This is a genomic window from Streptomyces sp. NPDC004610 (assembly GCF_040609715.1).
Lineage (GTDB): Bacteria > Actinomycetota > Actinomycetes > Streptomycetales > Streptomycetaceae > Streptomyces.
Map to the genome: position 1 here is coordinate 104,205 of NZ_JBEXLA010000033.1, position 19,520 is coordinate 123,724.

Genomic DNA, 19,520 nt, shown 5'->3' on the forward strand with positions numbered 1-19,520 from the left:
GGCCCGCGCCTGGCCGCGCGACCAGCGACGCCGACCGCACGGCGGCCCGCCGAGGGCGCTCCCTCCAGGGAGATGCCCTCCGGGGAGATGCCCTCCGGGGGCTCCGCGCGGGGCTCCGCCCGGAACGCATCCCGGCGTGCATCCCAAGACGTATCCCGAGGCACAGCTCAGGACATCTCCCGAAGCACCCCCCGAAGCACCACCCACGGCTCCGCCCGGCAGGCGGGCGCCACCGGGCGTCCGGACGCCGCACGCCCACCGCAGCCGCGACCCCCCGGCGGCACGCGCCCCGTGCACCGGCCACCCCTCCAGCCCGCTCGGGCGGCACACCGGCCGACGGACGGACGGCGTACGCGCCCGGCCGCCGCACCGCCACCACCCCTCTCCCCAGCACCCCCGACGCACCCCCCGGTGCCAGCGGCACACCCGCACCACCCACTGACCCCCACCCCCACCCGCACCCACCCGGGAGGCCACGCCATGAGCAGTCGTCGCGAGCGCAAGCACGCCGAGTTGGCCGATCGGCTGGCCGAGGAGCGGCAGGCGGGGCGGTTGCCGGAGCGGGAGACGGTGGTGCGGAAGGGGAGGCCGGGGGCGCGGCCCCGGGAGCCGTATGTGCCGCCGCGCGGGTGGCTGGGGGCGGGTGGGGGCCGGGTCGGATATCTGGACCCGCCGACCATGTGGCGGGCGACCACCGTGCAGGCGTGCGGTATGTGGCCGTTCGCCGCTGGTTCGGGGTCGCCGATGACGGGGGTGCCGCTGGGGCAGCATCTGTTCACCGGGGCCACGGTGTGCGGGGATCCGCTGAACTGGTTCACCCGGGCCCGTTACATCTCCAATCCCTCGCTGTTCATGCTCGGTATGCCGGGGCTCGGCAAGTCGACGCTGATCAACCGGATGCTGATCGGGCTGGCCGCGACCGGGGTCGTCCCGCTGGTGCTCGGCGATCTCAAGCCGGACTACGCGGACACCGTGCGGGCACTGGGCGGGCAGGTGATCTCGATCGGGCGCGGCCGGGGCGGCATCAATGTGCTGGACCCGGGGGCGATGGGCGCCGCCGCGGAGCGGATCGGCGGCAAGGCGGGCGAGGTGCTGCGGGCGGAGGCGCACGGCCGGGTGCTGAACATGGTCGCGGCGCTGATCACCATCGTGCGCGGACGTCCGATGGACGACCATGAGCAGTCGGTGCTGTCGGCGGTGCTGCACCACCTGCGCGAACACCCCCCGCAGGGGCGCCCGGTGCTGCTGCCGGATGTGCTGCGGGTGCTGTCCGAGGGCCCGGACCGGGTGCGGGCGGTGACCCTGGACCGGGGTGACGTGACCCGCTACCGGGACGCCGTGGACCCGCTGCACCGCTCGCTGCTGGGCATTCTCGACGGCCCGCTCGGCGACACCTTCGCCTCCCGAACGTCCACGCACATCGACCCGAACGCGCCCGCGGTCTGCATCGACATCTCCGGCATCGGGGAGGCGGACACCCAGCTGACCGCCGCCGCGATGCTGGCGGCGTGGTCGGACGGGCTGGGCACGGTGGCCGCCTCGCACGCCCTCGCGGACGCCGGACTCGCGCCCCGGCGCTGGTTCTTCACGGTGCTGGACGAGCTGTGGCGTCCGCTGCGGGCCGCGTCCGGCATCGTCGACCGGATCGACGCGCTGACCCGGCTCAACCGGTCGCTCGGGCTCGGCGACGCCAAGATCACCCACACCCTGAAGGACGCCGAGGCGCTCGGTACGGACGCGGACCGGGCCAAGGCGCGCGGCTTCGTGGAGCGGGCCGGGATGGTGGTGTGCGCGGGGCTGCCGAAGGCGGAGATGGAGGACCTGGGCCGGGTGGTGGGGCTGTCCCGGCGGGAGATCGAGCTGGTGTCGTCGTGGTCGTCGCCGCCCGGCTGGGGGATGAGCGGGGAGAACGAGGAGCCGCCCGGCCGGGGACGGTTCCTGATCAAGGTGGGTGGCCGTCCCGGTATCCCCATCAAGGTCGCCATCACGGACGCGGAGCGCCGGCTGCACAACACCAACACCCGCTGGACGCCCAACGAGGAGACGGGGACGGCCCGATGAGCGGGCGGCCGGGCGGCGGTCTCGGGCAGGAACAGGTCCAGTGGGCCGTCGCCGCGCTGGTGGGCGCCGTCCTGGTGGGCTTCACGGTGGCGTGGGCGGGCGGCACGCTGGGCGCGGGGCTGACCGGGCACGGCTGGGACGCCCCGCCCTTCTCCCTGTCCAGCGCGGGCGCGCTGACCTCGGAGGGGACGGGCGCACTGTGGCCGGGGACCCCGCCGGCCGCCGTGTACGGGGGGATTCTGCTGATGCTGGCGCTGGTGTGCGCGCCGGTGGTGCTCGCGGTGCGGTTCGTCAGGGGGCGGTTCAGCAGGCCCGGCGGGCTGGCCGGGGCGAGGGAGCTGGCCGGGATGGCCCCGAAGGGTGTCGAGGCCCGCGCCCGCGAACTGCGCCCCTCCCTCACCGGCCGCCGGGAGCTGCACCCGGACGAGACCGGCAATCTGCTCGGCGATCTGGACCCCAGCGGGCCTGAGCTGCGCAGCAGTTACGAGGATGTGGAACTGGACCTGATGGCACCGCGGGCCGGGAAGTCCACCGGTATCGCGATCCCCCGGGTGCTGCGCGCGCAGGGCGCGGTGCTGCTGACCTCCAACAAGTCCGATGTGTACGCGGTGACCCGGGCCCAGCGGGCAAAGGCGGGCACGGTGTGGACGTTCGACCCGCAGGGCATCGCGCACGCGCCGCGCGCCATGTGGTGGAACATGCTCGACGAGTGCCACACCATCGAGGGCGCCCGGCGCCTGTCGGGGCACTTCGTGGCGTCCGTCAACGACGACACCGCGAAGAAGGACTTCTGGATCGCCGCCGCGCAGAACACCCTGACCGCGCTGTTCCTGGCCGCCGCGCGCGGCCGGGCGCCGATCCCGGAGCTGCTGGGCTGGCTCGCCGACCCCGCCGACCGCACCCCGATCGATCTGCTGCGCGATGTGGGGCTCCCGGCGATGGCCGAGCAGTTGCAGGGCACGATCCGGGGCGCGGTGGAGACCCGGGACGGCATCTACGAGACGGCCCGGCAGACCGTGTCCTGTCTGCTCGACCCGGAGATCCTCGCCTGGGTCACCCCGGACCCGGAACTGCCCGAGTTCCGCCCGGACCGGCATGTGCTGGGCACCGACACCCTGTATCTGCTGTCCAAGGACGGCGGTGGTTCGGCGGCCGGGGTGATCGCGGGCATGGCGGACGCGACGATGCGGGCGGGGGTGGTCGCCGCCGAGCGGATGGGCGGCCGTCTCGACCCGCCGCTGACGGCGGTCCTGGACGAGGCCGCGAACGTCTGCCGCATCTCCGATCTGCCCGATCTGTACTCGCACTTCGGTTCGCGCGGCATCAATGTGGTCACCCTGCTCCAGAGCTACCGGCAGGGCGCCCGGGTCTGGGGCGAGATGGGCATGGACGCGCTGTGGAGCGCGGCCACCGTGAAGCTGCTGGGCGCGGGCCTGGACGACGCCGACTTCGTGCAGAAGATCTCCACGCTGGTCGGCCAGCACGATGTCCGCACCCCGAGCGTCTCGCACAGCCGGGACGGCTCCTCGCGCTCCTACTCCTACCGGCAGGAGGCGGTGCTGCCGCCGGACCGGATCCGGGCGCTGCCCAAGGGCTCGGCACTGCTGCTGGCCACCGGGGTGCGCCCGGCGCTGATCCGGCTGCGCCCCTGGTACAAGGAGCCGGGCGCCGCCGCCATATCGGCCGCCGCGAAGGCCGAGACCCTCGCCATCACCGAGCGGGCGGCGGCCCGTCCGATGCCGGGAGTACCGCTGTCGAAGAACCCGAGGAACCAGAAGAACCAGAAGGACCGGCAGGACCAGAAGGATCAGAAGGGCCGGCAGGGCCGGAAAGACCGGCGGGAGCCGCAGGACCGGCAGGACCGTTACGGCGGCGATCCCCGGGACGCCGCGCGAGCGTGACCGCGCGCAGCAGCAGTTCGGCGGGCCCGTAGCGGAACCGGCGCATCAGCCGGTCCCCGGCGGTGAGCTGGAGCGCGTAGAGGACGAGGCAGCCCGCGACGACGGTGGCGGTGCCGAGGCGGTCGTAGAGGCCGGCGCCGTAGCCGGTGAAGACCAGGGCGAGGACGAGGGACTGGGTGAGGTAGTGGGTGAGGGCCATCCGGCCCGAGGCGGCGAGGGCCCCGGCGGCGCGGACGGCGGCCGGGCGGCGGGCGGCGTCCAGCAGCAGCAGGAGCCCGCAGACATAGGCGGCGGTGAGGGCGGGGGCGGTGAGCACCGACACCGCCTGGCCTATGGAGAACCAGCGGGTGTCCAGCGGTCCGGTGGTGCACAGGGCGGCGAAGGCGCCCCCGGCGAGACCGAGGGGCAGCCAGCGCAGCGCGGTCCGGCGCAGCCACACCCGGTCCCCGGCCCGCCGCTCCAGGAGCCGGACGCGGGCGGCGGCGAGACCGGCGAGGAACGCGGCGAAGATGTCCGGCGAGTAGAGGATGTTCGCGCCGATCGCGCCCGGCAGATGGTCGAGCCGGACATCGAGGACCGAGCCGAAGTCGCCCCGGTACGCCGCGACGGTGTCGGTGACCGTGGGGGCGAAGGCGGCCAGCGTCTGCGGCTCGGTGACGGCGAGGGACAGCACGCCCTCCAGCATCAGCAGCGCGCCGAGCCCGACCACCAGGGCGACCGCGACGCGTGTCGCGGTGCCGGGCGCCAGGTTGCGCAGCCCGTACAGGGGCAGGGCGAGGACGGCGTAGGCCATGAGGATGTCGCCGGAGTAGAGCAGCACCGCGTGGGCCAGACCGAGGGCGAACAGGCCCAGGGTGCGACGCAGATGGCGGGGCGCGAACGCGGCGCCCGCCCGCCGGGCCGACCGCTCCTGGAGGACGAAGCTGTAGCCGAAGAGGAAGGAGAACAGCAGATAGAACTTGCCCGCCACCAGTGCCCCGGCCAGCCAGGCGACCACCCGGTCCAGACCGCTCGCGTCGGGTCCGCCGCCGAAGGTGTAGTACGGCCCGGCGGACATCAGGGCGTTGACGATCAGTATGCCGAGCAGCGCGAAGCCCCGGAGCGCGTCGAGCACCACCACCCGACGTCCGTCGCCCGCGGTGTCCTGCGCGCCCTGCGCGTCCGGCTCGGGCGCACCGGCCCCACTCGCCCCGCTCGCCGCGTACGCCCGCCCGCTCCCGGCCGGGTCCTTGCCCCCGCCCCCGCCCCCGCCCCTGCCCTCGGCTCCGCTCATGGCGTCACCGCGAGACCGGTGCCGAAGGCCACCGTCGCCGAGACGAACCAGCCGAAGGACGGGGCCAGCAGATGCGCCACGGTCCACAGCCGGGCCGCTCTGGGCCGGGCCCGGGGATAGACCACCGGCACACTCGCGCCGATCCCGGGCAGCCCGCACAGCGGGGCGTACGCCCCCGGGTCGACGATCTGCTCGCGGCCTCCCTGGTCGGCGAAGGCCACCAGGCCGCCGGGGCGCCGGTCGGCGGCCGGGCGGGGCCGGACCGTCCCGGTCGCCCGCAGTCCGCGCAGCCGCAGCCGCAGCGCCCTCGCGCCCGCCCGCAGGGCGAGCACCAGACACCACAGCCCGCTTCCCGTGCACAGCGCGAGCAGCGCGGGCCCGGCCCATTCGGCACCCATACGGCTCCTCTCACGGGCCGGTGGCGGCCCTCATCGATCGGCCGGTCAGCCGTCTTCGACGGCCGGTGGCGGCCCTCATCGACGGCCGGTGGCAGCCTCTTCGACTCCACAACGGGCCCCGGGCCCCGAACGGTTCCCGCCGCCTTGAACCATCACGCGGCACGGCTCCGTTGTGTGGGCGGACCACACGCCTGCCCCCTTGAGACGTGAGAGGAGCCCCGCCCCCCGATGAGCCCGACGAGCCCGCTGAGCCCTTTGAGCCCGACGAGCCCGATAGGCCCCATAGGCCCGATAGGCCCGATGGGCCCGATGGGCCCGCTGAGACGGACACCGCGCGCCCGGCGCCACCGGACCCTGACGACGGTCGCCGTGCTGGCCCTCGCCCTGACGGCCGCCGCCGCGCGGCCCGCCGCCGCGGAACCCGGGCCCGCCCCCGCCACGCTCACCGAGGTGCGCGCGGAACTCCAGCGGCTGTACCGCGAGGCGGCCGTCGCCACCGACAAGTTCAACGCGGCCGACGAGAAGGTGACCCGGCAGGAGAAGCGGGTCGCCACCCTGCGGGACCAGGTGGGCGAGGCCGAGCGGAAGCTGGCCCGGCTGACCGGGCGGGCCGGGGCGGCGGCCCGCGCCCAGTACCGTTCCGGCACCGCGGCGAGCCTGCCCGTGGAGGTGCAGTTCGTGCTGGCCGACGACCCCGAGCGGGCCCTCGACGATGCCACCCTGGCCCGGCAGGCGCAGCAGGGCACGCTGGGCCTGGTCACCGCGCTCACCGCGACCGGCGAGGACCTCAGGGCCCGGAGCGGCGAGGCGTCCGAGGTGCTGGGGCGGCTGAAGGAGAACCGGGAGGACCGCGACACCGAGCGCGGCAGGATCGAGGAGCGGATCGCCGCCGCCGAGGAACTGGAGGCCGGGCTCGCCGCCGAGCAGCTCCGGACCCTGGACGACCTGGACGCCCGGGACGCCGACACCGCGCAGGACGCCTGGGTGGACACCGGGGTCCTGGACACGGCCGGCACCACCACGACGGCCGCCGGGAAGAAGGCCGTCGAGTACGCCGCCCGCCAGCTCGGCAAGCCGTACATCTGGGGCGCGGAGGGCCCCGGCGGCTACGACTGCTCCGGGCTCACCTCGCAGGCGTGGCTGTCGGCGGGCGTCACCATCCCCCGTACCTCGCAGGCGCAGTGGCAGGGCCTGACCCGGATCCCGGCCGGTTCGATGCGCCCCGGCGATCTGATCGTCTACTACCCCGACGCCAGCCATGTCGCGATCTACATCGGCGACGGCCGGATGATCAACGCGCCCCGCCCCGGCCGGACGGTGTCGATCGCCCCGGCGGGTTCGATGCCGATCCTCGGGGTGGTGCGGCCGGGGACGTGAGAACAGGAACAGGAACAGGAACAGCCGAGAAAGGCACACCCCATGTCCGTCGACAGCCCGCCCGGCCCCCGGGACGCCCCGCCCCCGCTGCCCCCGCCCCCTCCCCCACCGCCGTCCGCCCCGCCGCCCTTCATCCTCTATCTGGAGGGCGCCGCCTACGCGCAGGCCCTGCGGCGGCTGACGCTGTGGGCGCACCACGTGCTGCTGCCCGTCTACGGCCGTGAGGTGTCGTCGTCGGCGCCCTGGTGCCCGCGCTGGTGGGAGCACCCGGAGGCGGTCGCCCAGTTGCACGGGCTGTGGCTGGCCTGGGAGGAACTGACCGCTCCCGGTGCCGGGCTGACCGGGCCCGCCTCCTGGCACCGGGACTATCTGGGCCCGGTGATGGGCGCGCTGCGCGACCCGATGGGCCCCTTCGCGGGCTGCAAGCCCGGCGCGCACCGGGCCAAGGAGCACCCCCCTGTCGACGCCCTCGACCCGTTCGGCGGCCCGCCGCCGCCCGAGCGCCGCCGACGGGCCTGACGCACCCGAAGGGATCCGCGGATGCCACCGTTCAGCCAGCTCAGGTTCGACGAGGACAAGGCCCGGCTGCTGAGCCAGGTCAAGGAGTACGGCCTGCACCGGGACCGGGAGTTCATGGACGATCTGCACGGCTTCCTGGCCCAGGTGAACACCAACGGCCTCTGGGTCAACCAGGGCCACGCCCCCCGCCCCGACTGGGCGGGCGACCAGGTGGACCGGCTGGTCGCCCACTTCGACCGCAAGCACGCCTTCCATGTCCCGGCCCGCTGGTGGAAGCGGCACAAGGACGATCCGACGTTCCGCCGGGACCGCCGGGCGAAGGCGGAGGAGGCCCGGCGGCACGGCTGGCTGTGGATGAAGACCGAGCCGTACCACCCGGCCGCGGCGGCCGAGGCGCAGGACGGACTGATCCTGGAGAAGTCGGTCCCGGGCAAGCTCTTCGACCGCAAGGACTTCGGCGGCGAGAACTGGTCGAGCCTGCCCGCGCTCAGCTCCCTGTGGGAGCAGTTCGCCATCCGCTTCGCGAGCGGTCTGGAGGGCGAGCCGGAGGCGATGGTGCTGGGCGGGATCGTCCAGAACAGTGTGCTGACCCGGCTGGAGTGGCCGCATCTGCGGGACCGGATCCAGACCGGCCAGGTCGACCGGCTGCGGATCAACGTCATGCGGCTGACCGGCAGCCCGTCCGACTCCCGCCAGTGGTCCCTGGAGCTGGCGGACAGCTACGACGTCCGCTCCCAGGGCTCCTTCGACCGGGTGGGCGCCCCCACCGACCCCGACTTCTGGGCCGGCCAGGAGCGCTGGCACCACCGGCAGCGGGCGAACCACGCGGGCGACTCCCCCGACCGGGCGTCGGCGGACTCCCCGGGCGGGTACTCGCTCCACGACTTCCATACGCTCTTCGACGACCCGAACGTCCTCGTCACCCTGTCCGACCCCTTCACCGACGACCCGGTCCTCACCGCGAGCCCCGAGGAGATCTCCCGGCTGGTGTCCGGGCACCTCACCCGCACCCAGAGCCATGACTCGGCCGGGGCGGGCCCGTCGTCGGGCGCCGCCGATCTGCCCGCCGACCCGGGACGGGAGGGCACGGCGATGGCGACGCTGGACCGCAAACTGGAGGCCATCCGGGCGGAGCAGGAGCGCCGGGGCAGCCACAGCACCTCCTCGGCGGCGTCCGTCCCCCTGGTCCGGGCCGCCCGGTCGTACACCCCGTACGAGTCCGCCGCGCCCCCGGCCGGGCAGAGCCGCACCCCGAGCACCGCGTCGGCCGGCTCGGACGACGGTGTCCCGCTGACCCGGGTCGACCGGGTGCCCAGCGATCCGCCCCGGGAACCGCCCCGGGACTCGGCCCGGCAGTCGACCCGGCAGGGTGCGGCGAAGCCCCCGGCCTGGATGCGCTGGGTGACCAAAGGGGCGGGCCCGGACCGGGGGCGGCGGGGTCACTGACCCCCCGGCACCACCCCAACAGCCCCTCCGTACCGGCGATTTGAACCGTTCGCCCGGACGCAGCCGTTGTCGCTCGCGTCAGCACCTCCGGCGGGAGAGAGGACTTGCGCGGTGGCCGACGACGAGAGCGACCACCAGGCACCCGGCAGGCAGCCCCGAGGTGCCGAGGGCAGCTGGGTGCGGGTGGTGGACCTGACCTTCCGCCTGCTGATGGCCCTGCGGGAGCTGTTCCGGACTCTGCTCCGGACGCTGCGGCGACGACGCCGCCGGGACCCCGAGGACCGAGGAGCCCAGGAACGGGACCATCAGGACCATCAGGACCATCAGGACCGCCGGGATCACCGGGATCACGGGGACCTCAGGGAGCCCGGAGAGGATCTCTCCCGGCGGGCGCCGCGCGGGGCCGCCGGGCTCGACGGACCCCGGGGACGGATGGTCCCCCCGCTGCCGGGCGATCCGGCGCTGCGGGACGCGGCGGTGGCCCTGGACCGGGCCCGGGAGCGGATCATGGCCGCCGACGCCCACCAGTTCCGGATGGCACAGGCCCGCTGGGAACGCCCGGCACCCGCGCCGGTCCCGCCGCACGCCCCCCGCACTCCGGACCACCCCACCGCCGTCCCGCACCCCGGCCCCGGCACGGACCTGGACCCGTTCGCCGCCACGGTCGCCGACCGCCGGGAAGGGGAACGCCGGGAAGGGGAACGCCGGGGGACGCCTCCGGAGAACGGCACGGAGACGCCCGAGTCACCCCAGTCGCCCCAGTCGCCCAAGACGCCCGTACCGGCGGAGCCCGAGGCACCGGTACCGCCGCCGAAGCTCCCCCTGGAGGAGCCCGCGCGGCCAACCTCGCCCGCACCCCCCGCACCCCCCATATCCCCCGTACCCCCCGCCTCCACCGCCTTCGTGCCCCTGGAGCTCCCCCCGGTCGACGCCTCGTCGGGTATCGGGGCCGAGGTCACCGCCGCGCTGTCGCCCGAGGCACGGGAGTTCCTCAGGGGGACCTCGCTGGGCTCGCTCGGAACGGGTGGCGGCGACTCCCCCGCGCCCACGCCCGCGCCCAGGCCCCGTACCCACGGAACCGGCAACACCCCGAACACCCCCCGCCGCCCCGGACGGCGCTGACTCCCCCCACACCCGACCGACCGACCCACCCCCATCGAAAGGCAAGCCCGATGCGCCAACTGCGCAGACGTACTCAACTACTGCTGGCCCTGCTGCTGGTGATCGCCGGTGTCGCCGGGACCACCGCGGTCATCCAGTGGCAGCGCTCCGACGGTACGTCCCTCAACAGCGCGAACGCCGCCGGCACCGGCGGCGCCGATCGCACCGTGACCTTCCAGAACCGTACGGACGAGCCGCTGTGGGTCGGTGCGACGGTGAACGCCGACGGGTCGGCCGTCCTGACCGGGCTGCCCAAGCTCGACCCCGGGCAGTCGGCGACGATCACCGTCCCGGAGCACGCCGGGGCCGGGCACTGGCGCGGGAAGTTCTTCGCGCGCCAGGGGTGCGGCGGGGAGGACGGGTCGACGTTCAAGTGCGTCGTCGGGGACTGCGGACCGTACGCCGACCGGTGTTCCACCGGTGAGCAGCCCACCAGTCTCGCGGAGTTCAACTTCGATCCGAAGGACGCGCTGGCGCCCTGGTACAACGTCAGTTATGTGAACGCGGTGTCCGTGCCGATCACCATCACCCCGGACGGGGTGCAGGTGCCGGAGTCGGGGGCCTGCCAGACGATGGGGTGCGCCAAGGATCTGATCTCCGCCTGCCCCGCCGAGAACCTGACCAAGGACCCGGCCACCGGCAAAGCTCTGGTCTGCGTCAATCCCAACCGGGACGCCAAGACGCCCTACAGCGACGCGATCAGCGGGCAGTGCCCGACCGCGTACGCCTGGTCGAAGCAGGACACCGAGCCCGGCAACCAGACGGTCCGGCAGTGCGCGGAGTGCACCGGTATGACGGTCACCTTCGGCACCGGGGCCGCCGCGTCCGGCGGTTCCGCGCCGACCGAGCCGCGCGAGGCCGTGGAGCGGGCCCCCGAGCAGCCGAAGGCGCCGGACCGGGAGGGCGCGGGCGCCAAGGGTGTCAGCATCAACCCCGAGCCGGGGATCAGCGAGGCGATCGTCGACTCCGGCGCCGCCTGGTACTACAACTGGGCCTCCTCCACCGGGCCGGTCGCGAGGCCCGAGGGCGTCGAGTTCGTGCCGATGATCTGGGGTGCCGGCTCCGTCACCGACGCCGAACTGAACGCCGCCCGGCAGGAGGGCACCACCCTCCTCGGCTTCAACGAGCCCGACCACGGCGGCCAGGCCAACATGACCCCCGAGCAGGCCCTCGACCTGTGGCCCCGGCTCCAGTCGACCGGGCTGCGCCTGGGCGCCCCGGCGGTCGCCGCCAACGCCGATGTCGCGGGCGGCTGGCTGGACCGGTTCATGACCGGCGCCCAGCAGCGCGGGCTGAAGGTCGATTTCATCCCGGTGCACTGGTACGGCTCCGACTTCGGCCCGGACGCGGTCAACCACCTCCGGGACTATCTCCAGCGGGTGCACGACCGCTACCAGAAGCCGATCTGGCTGACCGAGTACGGCCTGATCGACTGGTCGTCGGGGACCGCCCGGCTGCCGGGCGCGCCGGAGCAGGCCGCGTTCGTGACGTCGTCCACGCAGATGCTGGAGGGGCTGGGCTTCCTGGAGCGCTACGCCTGGTTCACGCTCTCCACGGACACCTTCGGGACCGGCCTCTACACCGGCGCCGTCCCGAACGCCTCCGGTGAGGCGTACCGGGCGCTGGGCTGAGCCACTGCCCGTTGAACCGTCCTCACCCGTGGGCCCGTTGTAGGTGCGTACGGGTGGGGACGGGACAGGTGAGGGGGGTGACGGACGTGTCAGAGCCGGGCGAGCCGCTCGCGGATCCCCTCGGCGTCCGGGTGCCCGAACTCGGCGAGTATCTCCAGCGCGCGTTCCCAGCTGACCCGGGCCGCGAAGGGATCGCCGCAGGCCAGCTCCACATCGCCGAGATTGCCCAGGGTGTGGCCCTCGCCCCAGCGGTTGCCGACGTCATGATGCGTCTTGAGGGCCTCCTCGTAGTACTCGATGGCGGTGGAGTGCTCCTCCAGCCGGGCGTGGACGGTGCCGAGGATGTCGAGGACGACGCCCTCCACCCAGCGGTTGCGCTGCTCGCGCAGCACGGTCAGCGCCCGTTCCAGACAGTCCACGGCCTCCGGGAAGCGGCCGAGGCGCTGATAGACGTCACCGAGGTTGGCCAGGGTGATGCCGATGCCCCAGATGTTGTCCGCGTACCGGTGCAGGGCGAGGCCCCGGCGGATGTGGTCCACGGCCTCGGGCAGCCGTCCGGCCTGGAGATAGGCGTCGCCGAGATTGGAGACGGCGGAGATCCGCCCCTGGGCGTCGCCCAGTTCCCGGTAGACCGCCTTCGCCTGCCGCAGATGCTCGATGGCCTCCTCGTAGCGGGTGGCCGCGCGCAGGGCCGCCGCGGTGTCGGCGAGGGCGCGGGCCTCGCCGCGCCGGTCTCCGGCTGCGCGGGCGGCGGCCAGACCGGTGCTCGCGGTGTCCAGCCAGTCGCTGTGATGACTGCGCAGATAGAAGAACCCCCACAGCACGGCGGCCAGCCGCCAGGCGATCCCCGGGCGGCCGGACGCGGCGGCCTCGTGCACCACGCCGACCAGATTGACCCGTTCGTCCTCGCACCACTGCAACGCCTGCTCATGGGCGGCGAACTCCAGCGGCCGGCAGCCCTCGGGCGGCGGGTCCAGCGGGATCCGGGGCCGCTTCGGGGTGAGATGCGGGTAGGCGGCGTCGGCGGTGTGCAGATACCAGGCGAGCAGCCGGTCGACGGCCCGGCCGCGCGCGTCGGCGCTCTCCTCGGCGTCGGCGCGTTCGGCGGCGTAGACGCGCAGCAGGTCGTGCAGGGTGTAGCGGCCGGGGAAGTGCTCGGTGAGCAGATGCGCCCGGGTCAGTTCGCCCAGCAGCCGCCGGGCCTCCTTCGGGGCGAGTCCGGCGAGCGCCGCCGCCGCGGGCGCGGACAGCTCCGGTCCGCAGTGCAGGCCCAGCAGCCGGAACAGCCGCGCGGCCGGTGCGGACAGCGCCTGGTACGACCAGGAGAACACCGCCCGGACATCGGTGCCGAGATCGTCGTCCCCGGCCTCGAAGGCGTCCAGGCTGCCATGGCTGTCGCGCAGTTCGGTGGCGACGGCGGCGAGCGGGAAGCCGGGGTGGGCGGCGGCGCGGGCCGCGACGATGGCCAGCGCCAGCGGCAGCCGGCCGCACCGGGCGACGATCTCCGCCGCCGCGGCCGGTTCCGCCGTGAGCCGCCGCTCGCCGAGGCGCCGGGCCAGCAGATCGTGCGCCTCCCCGGGGGTGAGCTGGTCCAGGGTCAGCGGATGCGCGCCCTCGCCGACCACCAGGCCGGTGAGCCGGTTGCGGCTGGTGACGATGACCAGGCAGCCGCCCGCGCCGGGCAGCAGCGGACGCACCTGCTCGGTGTCGCGGGCGTTGTCCAGCAGGATCAGCATGCGGCGCCGGTCGAGGAGGGTGCGGTACAGGGCGGCCTGGGCGGGCAGTCCGGCCGGGATCTGGGTGGGCGGGACGCCGAGTGCGCCGAGGAAGACCCGGATGGCCTCACCGGCGGCCATGACCGTGCCGGAGGGGGCAAAGCCGCGCAGATTGAGGTAGAGCTGCCCGTCGGGGAAGCGGTCGGCGATCTCGTGGGCCCAGTGCACGGCCAGCGCGGTCTTGCCGATCCCGGCCATGCCGCCGATGGCGCTGATCACCACGGTCGCCGGGGCGCCGCCGTGCCGGGGCAGCAGGGCCCGCACCTGGTCGAGTTCGGCCCGCCGGCCGACGAAGGTCAGCAGATCGGCGGGGAGCTGGGCGGGGCGGGCCGGGGAGACGGGCTCGGTCCCGCCGTCGTCCGGCTCTTCGGAGGCGGTGGAAGGAGGTACGGCGACGGCGACGGCATCGGCGTCCTCGGTGCTGCTGCTGCCGCCCGGTGCCGCCGGGGGCCCGGCCGCCGCCGTCAGGATCCGGTCGTGCAACTGCCGCAGGGGCGGGCCGGGTTCGATGCCGAGTTCGTCGCGCAGGGTGTGCCAGGTCCGGCGGTAGACGGCGAGGGCCTCGGCGCGGCGGCCGGAGCGGTACAGGGCGAGCATCAGCAGGCGGCCGAGTTCCTCGCGCAGCGGGTGGGCGTCGGTGAGCGAGATCAGCTCGGGGACGGCCTCGCGGTGGCGGCCGAGGCCGATGTCGATGTCGAGCCGGGTCTCCAGCGCGGCAAGCCGCATCTCGGTCAGCCGGGCCCGCTCGGACTCGGCGGCGGCGCCGGGCAGTCCGGCCAGGGCGGCGCCCTGCCAGGCGTCGAGCGCGGTGTGCAGAAGGGCGGCGGCGGCGGAGGGTTCGCCCGCGGCGCGCAGCCGGGCCGCCCGGTCGACGCGCCGCTCGAAGACGGTGAGGTCGAGGGCGTCCTCGTCGGCCCGGAGGAGATAGCCGTCGCCGACCGAGACGATCAGCGGCGCCCCGGCCTCCGGGTCCCGCCCCGGATCGAGGACTTTGCGCAGCCGTGAGACATAGGTCCGCAGGACGGAGACGGCGGCCTGCGGTGGCGCGGTGCCCCAGACGGCGTCCAGGAGTTCATGGAGGGTGACGGGCCGTCCCCGGCGGATGAGCAGCGTCGCGAGAACCACGCGCTGCTGCGGCGAGCCCAGCTCCAGTTCCCGTCCACCCCGCCAGGCCCGGACCGGGCCCAGGACGGCGAACGACACCAACGCATCCCGGGTGTTCACGCGCCGCACTCTACCGACCGTTCAAACTCCCGTGCGCATTGAACCGCCCGGTGCCCGTGGGCCGTTGCGCTAGCGCGGAGGACATCACAGGCGTCGCAGGCGTCGGAGAGGAGTGCGCATGAGCCGGGGTGGGGAGTTCGACGAGCCGATCACGGGGGACGACCATTTCGCGGTGGTCATCTCCGGGGACGGCTCCGCCGCGATCGACGGCACTCCCGTGCCGCTCGTGGCGGGCCAGGCACCGGACGCGGCGGTACTGGACGCGCTGCACGACCGCGCCCTGGTGCGCGGCACGGTCGTCACCGCGACGATCTCGGACCCCTCGGCGGCGTACGTGGCCCATATCGAGGTGGCCCCGGACGGCTCCAGCCGCCTGCTGGAACAACGCGAGGTGACGGAGGACGGGGACGAGGACGACCCCGGCCCCGATGCGACGGCCCCTGAGCCGGACGACGAGGACGACGACGACGGCGTCCCGCCCGGCTGGACGAAGAGCGAGGACGACGACGAGGACGCCGAGGCCGCGTACACCCTGCCGGAGCCCCCACCTCTGGCGGAGCCCCCGGTCGAGGCGGCCATGACCGGCGACGAGGACGACCGGTACGACGACCGCGAGCATCACTATGACGATGACGATGACCATGACGAGGGCGAGGGCGATGACCGCGCCCCCGCATCGGCATCCGCATCCGCATCGGCCCCGGCCCCGGCGTCCCCCTCGGCCCTGAACCGTACCCTTCCCCCCGCCCTGGTCCGGCGGCTCGACCGCAAGGAGCGGGCGCGGCAGTCGGACGACGAGTACACGCCCTCGGGGCTGCTCCAGCGTCCGCTGGTGGTGGCTCCGGCGGCGCTGGCGGTGGCCGGGATCGTGGTGGTGTCGCTGGTGATCGTCGGCAGCGGCGGTTCGGGGGGCGACTCCCAGGAGGCGTCGGCGCGTTCGGGTACGCGGGCGAGCGCGAGCCCCTCGGTGGAGAAGGACGTACCCGCGCCGACGTTCTCGGTGTCGGTGAGTCCGCCGTCGCCGTCGGCGAGCCCGAAGGCGTCGGAGAGCCCCGAGGCGTCCGGGAGCGGGAAGCCCGGTGGGAAGCAGGCACCGCCGCCGCCCCCGGTGACGGTGACCGCGACCGCGCCGCGGAGTGTGGAGACGGTGACGCAGAAACCGGCGGTGGAGACCGCGGCCAGTGCGGTGAAGCGGCTGGCGAAGAGCGATCCGGACGGGCGGCACATCTGCTACCGGGCGTTCGTGGCGGGGCAGGGCTGGCAGAAGCCGGTGTGTGACGGCACGCTGGCCGGGACGACGGGCCAGAACAAGGCGATCAGGGCACTGAACATCGCGGCGTACGGCGTCAGTGGCTCGGCGGCCAGCGCCTTCATGCACAACCCCGAGTCGACCAACGGTGAGGGCAAGTGGGCGCCGAGCTGGACCGCGGTGACCGGTGACGGCAAGGACTTCTACATCGGGAAGACGTCCGGCCCGTACATGACGGGCTTCGCGGTGAATGTCGGCAGCGGCCGGATCTGCCCGTCGGCGAAGGTGCGCGGCTACGAGTGGGGCAGTCAGGGTTGCGCCGATCCGCGCCCCGGGTTCATCTTCGGCGGCACGCTGGAGAACACGCGCTTCCTGGAGGCGGTCAAGTTCACGGTGTGACCGGCGGGGCGCGGACGCGTCGGACACTTCGGGGGCTGCGGGCGCTGCGGGCTACGCCCTGAACGCCTCGCGGAACTGGGCGCCGGCCTCGGGTGAGATCCAGTTGGCGCCGCAGGGCGGGACGACGCCGTTCTCGGCGGCCACGAGGTAGGGCTCACCGGCCGTGAAGGTCAGTGCCTCCGGCCGGTCCGGGTCGCTTTCGAGCAGCACCGTTTCCGCGCCATCGGCGCCGGTCAGCCAGTAGTCGACGCGGAAGGTGACCGTCGTCCCCTCGATGGAGGTGACCGTCCCTTGGAACAGGGTCGGGTATCCGCGCAGGGTGTCCGGGGTGGGTTCGGCACACTTGGCGGGGGTGCCGTCGGCGACGAGGGTGAGGGGGCCGGTCGCGTCCGGGGTGGTGTCGCCGCCGCCGTCAGCGGCCATGATTCCGGCGGTGATACCGCCGCCGAGCAGGAGCAGGGCCGTGGCGGCGGCGAGTCCGAGGAGCCCGCGGCGCTTGCGCCGGGCGATGGCCTGCGGCTGCGCGAGGTGGGTGGTGGTCGGGGTGTCCGGGGTGGTCGGGCTATCCAGCGTGGTCGGGGTGGTCGGGGTATCCAGGGTGCTCGGGGTGTCCGGGGTGTTCAAGGTGGCCTCCACAAGACGGTCGATGTCGGGTGGCGGAGCGCTTGAGGTCAGTGCCGGGTCCGCGGCCCTCAGCCGGGCCAGCAACTCATCGTCATTCACTGACTGCTCCTTCCTTCATCCCTCTTGTGTCCGGGCCGTTCGGCATCCTTTCGTCCCAGCCGCGCCGCGAGTCTCTTCTTCGCCCGGTGGAGCCGGATGCTCACCGCGTTGGGGGTCAGGCCGGTGACTTCGGCGATCTGGCGTGGGGTGAGTTCCTCCCAGGCCCACAGTTGCACGACCTCGCGATCGAGGGCGGTGAGGGTGTCGAGGGCGGCGTAGAGGTCACTGTGATCGCTGTGATCGGTGGCTGCGGCGGTGACCGCGGGTCGTCGCTCCTGCCCGCGGATCAGCCGCTCCAGCAGCCGGACCCTGCGGCCCTCGGCGCGGCGGGCGTTGGCCAGACAGCCCCGGGCCACGCCGTAGCACCACGGCAGTACGTCACCCGGATCGGGCGGGAGCCCGGGATCGGGGGGCTGACGATCCGGCCCGAACCCGGGGACGTCGTCGATGCGGCGCCACAGCACCAGCAGGGTCTCCGCCAGAACGTCTTCGGCCAGGTCGGGGTGGGTGCGGCGCAGCAGATACCGGTGCAACGGTTCCACCACGACCTGCGCCAGGCTCTCCAGGCGTGCCTGCTGTTCCGTCATCGCTTCCACGCCCTGTCCTGTCCGGCACGGGCCGGATCCTTTCACCACCACCACCGCCGCTGGGAGGGACGGGTACGGAATGCGGAGCCGTCGGCCCGTACCCCGTACCCGTCCTTCACCCACCGGTCAGGCGAGCTTCGCGTCCAGGAAGCCGGTGATCGCGTTCATGACGGGGACGCTGGACCAGTCCTTGACGGACTCGGTGTTGCCCATGAAGGCCATGTCCCCGTGGTTGGCGCCCTCCACGACATAGCGGGTGGCGTCGGCGCCCTTGGCCTTCAGCTTGTCGCTCAGCTTCAGGGTCTGGCTGGGCGAGACGAGCTGGTCCGCGCTGCCGTGGAACAGCGCGAACGCGGGGCTGTTCTTGCTGGCGTAGGTGGCGGGGTCGGCGGCGGCCACCTTCGGGGTGTAGGAGGCGACGGACTTCGTGGTGCCGGGGCCGTAGACCCACTGGGCGAGGTTGTTGCCCGGGGCGATGTTGGCCTCGTAGGTGGCCTGGTCGTAGTCGGAGCCCGTGCGGGAGAGGTTGGCGGGGCCGAACTCGTCGATGACGGCCTGCACCGAGCTGCTCTGGTCGAGGTGGTCGCCCTCTTCGAACTTCTGGAGGCCGTTGGTGACACCGGTCATGGCCGCCAGATAGCCGCCGGCGGACTGGCCCCAGACCGCGACCTGACTGGTGTCGATGCCGTACTCGTCGGCGTGGGCGCGCAGATAGCGGATCGCGGCCTTGACGTCCGCGACGCCGTCCTCGTAGGTGGCGCCGCCGTTGAGAACGGTCCGGTAGGAGATGCTGGCGACGACGTAGCCCTGCTCGGCGACATAGGTGCGCTGGCTGAGGTTGTCGGTCCGGTTGGACGCCATGAAGCCGCCGCCGGTGAGATAGATGACCAGGGGCTTCTTGCCGCTGGTGGCGGGTACCTGGATGTCGGCCATGAGCTGGGTCTCGGTGCCGCTGGCCGTCGTCGGGGTGGAGTAGACGACGTTGTTGTAGGTGGCCAGCTCGGTGCTCCCGCACTGGATCAGCTCGTCGGTCGGCTGGATCACGGTGCTGGTGCTGGTGTTGCTCGGCGCGATGGTCTGCGCGACCGGGGGCTGTCCCCCGGCGGGGGTCGGCGGGTTGTCGAGGCAGGCCGACAGCGTGGCCTCCGCCGCGCTCGCGGTGACGACGGGACCGACCGAGAGGGCCAGCGCCAGCCCCGCGGCGACCGCGGCGCTCACCCGCGTGCGCCGCGAGTTCCCCCGGGGTCGGGTGGCGTTCCGGCCTGCGGCGGCGGACGTGACTTGCTCGGGCATGACGTACCTCCAGAGACACACACTGATACGGAGATCCTCTCTCCGCTTCGGCGAGCGTAACACTAAGGGGAGATGACTCCTCCGTTTCACAGGGACCCCATAACTAAGCCCTTGGACAGGGGAGTTGGCGCGCGGCGCGCTGCCCCTTTCCTCCCTCGGATGTCGTGGGGAACGGTCTGCTCACCACCACAAAAGGCCCCCGTTCCGGCTGGCGAACCCTGGGCGGGGTCGCGTGCCGGAGCGGGGGCCTCTTCCGTACCCGCTACCTCGCCGCGGCTTGCTCGTCGAGGTAGAGAAGCGCCGTGATCGTCTTCTTGCACACGTCGCAGTGCATGGGGGCTTCGATGCTGGCCAGGTCGCATTCGATGGATGTGATGCGATCCACGATTCCGGTCTCCGCCTCACGCTGCTAGGAGTTGTCTTCAATTGTCACGCCCACATCAGGAGCGATGCGAGGGTGACGGCTGCCTGGTAGGACTCGGCGGTCTTGTCGTAGCGGGTTG

General features: G+C 73.6%; 14 protein-coding genes and 1 pseudogene. 8 read left to right on the forward strand and 7 right to left on the reverse strand.

The genetic code is table 11. The features are described 5' to 3' along the window. Nucleotides 1-480 precede the first annotated feature (480 nt). Nucleotides 481-2,061, forward strand: a complete 1,581-nt coding sequence (locus ABZX40_RS30905) for an ATP/GTP-binding protein (RefSeq protein WP_355744961.1) — start codon at nt 481-483, stop codon at nt 2,059-2,061. After that, nucleotides 2,058-3,962 carry a TraM recognition domain-containing protein gene (locus tag ABZX40_RS30910; protein ID WP_355744964.1) on the forward strand — a complete coding sequence of 635 codons (1,905 nt, stop codon included), beginning with the start codon at nt 2,058-2,060 and terminating at the stop codon, nt 3,960-3,962. The genes ABZX40_RS30905 and ABZX40_RS30910 overlap by 4 nt, the downstream gene beginning before the upstream one ends. A 49-nt stretch (nt 3,963-4,011) precedes the next feature. Here the strand turns inward: ABZX40_RS30910 and ABZX40_RS30915 are convergent. Together ABZX40_RS30915 and ABZX40_RS30920 are read right to left on the reverse strand one after the other, a co-directional pair. After that, nucleotides 4,012-5,235 (reverse strand): annotated as a pseudogene (locus tag ABZX40_RS30915) (DUF418 domain-containing protein); the annotation flags it as partial. Further along, nucleotides 5,232-5,633, reverse strand: coding sequence for a hypothetical protein (locus tag ABZX40_RS30920; RefSeq protein ID WP_355744966.1), 402 nt, complete (start codon nt 5,631-5,633; stop codon nt 5,232-5,234). The gene ABZX40_RS30920 and the pseudogene ABZX40_RS30915, both read right to left, overlap by 4 nt. A 309-nt stretch (nt 5,634-5,942) precedes the next feature. Between ABZX40_RS30920 and ABZX40_RS30925 the strand changes: the two genes are divergently transcribed. The 5 genes from ABZX40_RS30925 (at nt 5,943) to ABZX40_RS30945 (ending at nt 11,767) form a co-directional block, all read left to right on the forward strand. Continuing rightward, nucleotides 5,943-7,010: an NlpC/P60 family protein gene (locus ABZX40_RS30925; protein ID WP_355744969.1), complete on the forward strand. Its 1,068-nt coding sequence runs from the start codon at nt 5,943-5,945 to the stop codon at nt 7,008-7,010. A 42-nt stretch (nt 7,011-7,052) separates the two neighbouring features. Continuing rightward, on the forward strand, nt 7,053-7,529 hold the full coding sequence (locus ABZX40_RS30930) for a DUF4913 domain-containing protein (protein ID WP_355744971.1): 477 nt from the start codon (nt 7,053-7,055) through the stop codon (nt 7,527-7,529). 21 nt (nt 7,530-7,550) lie between these two features. Then, entirely contained in the window at nt 7,551-8,975 is a 1,425-nt protein-coding gene (locus tag ABZX40_RS30935; RefSeq protein ID WP_355744974.1) for a hypothetical protein, read from the forward strand. A 111-nt stretch (nt 8,976-9,086) separates the two neighbouring features. Continuing rightward, on the forward strand, nt 9,087-10,097 hold the full coding sequence (locus tag ABZX40_RS30940) for a hypothetical protein (protein WP_355744976.1): 1,011 nt from the start codon (nt 9,087-9,089) through the stop codon (nt 10,095-10,097). Between the two features lie 50 nt (nt 10,098-10,147). After that, nucleotides 10,148-11,767: a glycosyl hydrolase gene (locus tag ABZX40_RS30945; RefSeq protein WP_355744979.1), complete on the forward strand. Its 1,620-nt coding sequence runs from the start codon at nt 10,148-10,150 to the stop codon at nt 11,765-11,767. Nucleotides 11,768-11,856: 89 nt separating this feature from the next. Here the strand turns inward: ABZX40_RS30945 and ABZX40_RS30950 are convergent, their stop codons facing one another. Continuing rightward, entirely contained in the window at nt 11,857-14,766 is a 2,910-nt protein-coding gene (locus ABZX40_RS30950) for a BTAD domain-containing putative transcriptional regulator (RefSeq protein ID WP_355744982.1), read from the reverse strand. Between the two features lie 118 nt (nt 14,767-14,884). Between ABZX40_RS30950 and ABZX40_RS30955 the strand changes: the two genes are divergently transcribed. Beyond that, nucleotides 14,885-16,414, forward strand: a complete 1,530-nt coding sequence (locus ABZX40_RS30955) for a hypothetical protein (RefSeq protein WP_355744985.1) — start codon at nt 14,885-14,887, stop codon at nt 16,412-16,414. Between the two features lie 51 nt (nt 16,415-16,465). On the opposite strand, the gene ABZX40_RS30960 is transcribed toward ABZX40_RS30955, so the two are convergent. The 4 genes from ABZX40_RS30960 to ABZX40_RS30975 form a co-directional block, all read right to left on the reverse strand. Beyond that, nucleotides 16,466-17,137 (reverse strand): hypothetical protein, encoded by a 672-nt coding sequence (locus ABZX40_RS30960; protein ID WP_355744988.1) that lies wholly within the window; start codon nt 17,135-17,137, stop codon nt 16,466-16,468. Next, on the reverse strand, nt 17,134-17,724 hold the full coding sequence (locus ABZX40_RS30965; RefSeq protein WP_355745014.1) for a sigma-70 family RNA polymerase sigma factor: 591 nt from the start codon (nt 17,722-17,724) through the stop codon (nt 17,134-17,136). The genes ABZX40_RS30960 and ABZX40_RS30965 overlap by 4 nt, the downstream gene beginning before the upstream one ends. Nucleotides 17,725-17,850: 126 nt before the next feature. Beyond that, on the reverse strand, nt 17,851-19,017 hold the full coding sequence (locus ABZX40_RS30970; protein ID WP_355744991.1) for an alpha/beta hydrolase: 1,167 nt from the start codon (nt 19,015-19,017) through the stop codon (nt 17,851-17,853). Between the two features lie 262 nt (nt 19,018-19,279). After that, the gene (locus tag ABZX40_RS30975) at nt 19,280-19,402 is read right to left on the reverse strand and encodes a hypothetical protein (protein ID WP_355744994.1); all 123 of its coding nucleotides are present in this window, start codon (nt 19,400-19,402) and stop codon (nt 19,280-19,282) included. Nucleotides 19,403-19,520: the final 118 nt, after the last annotated feature.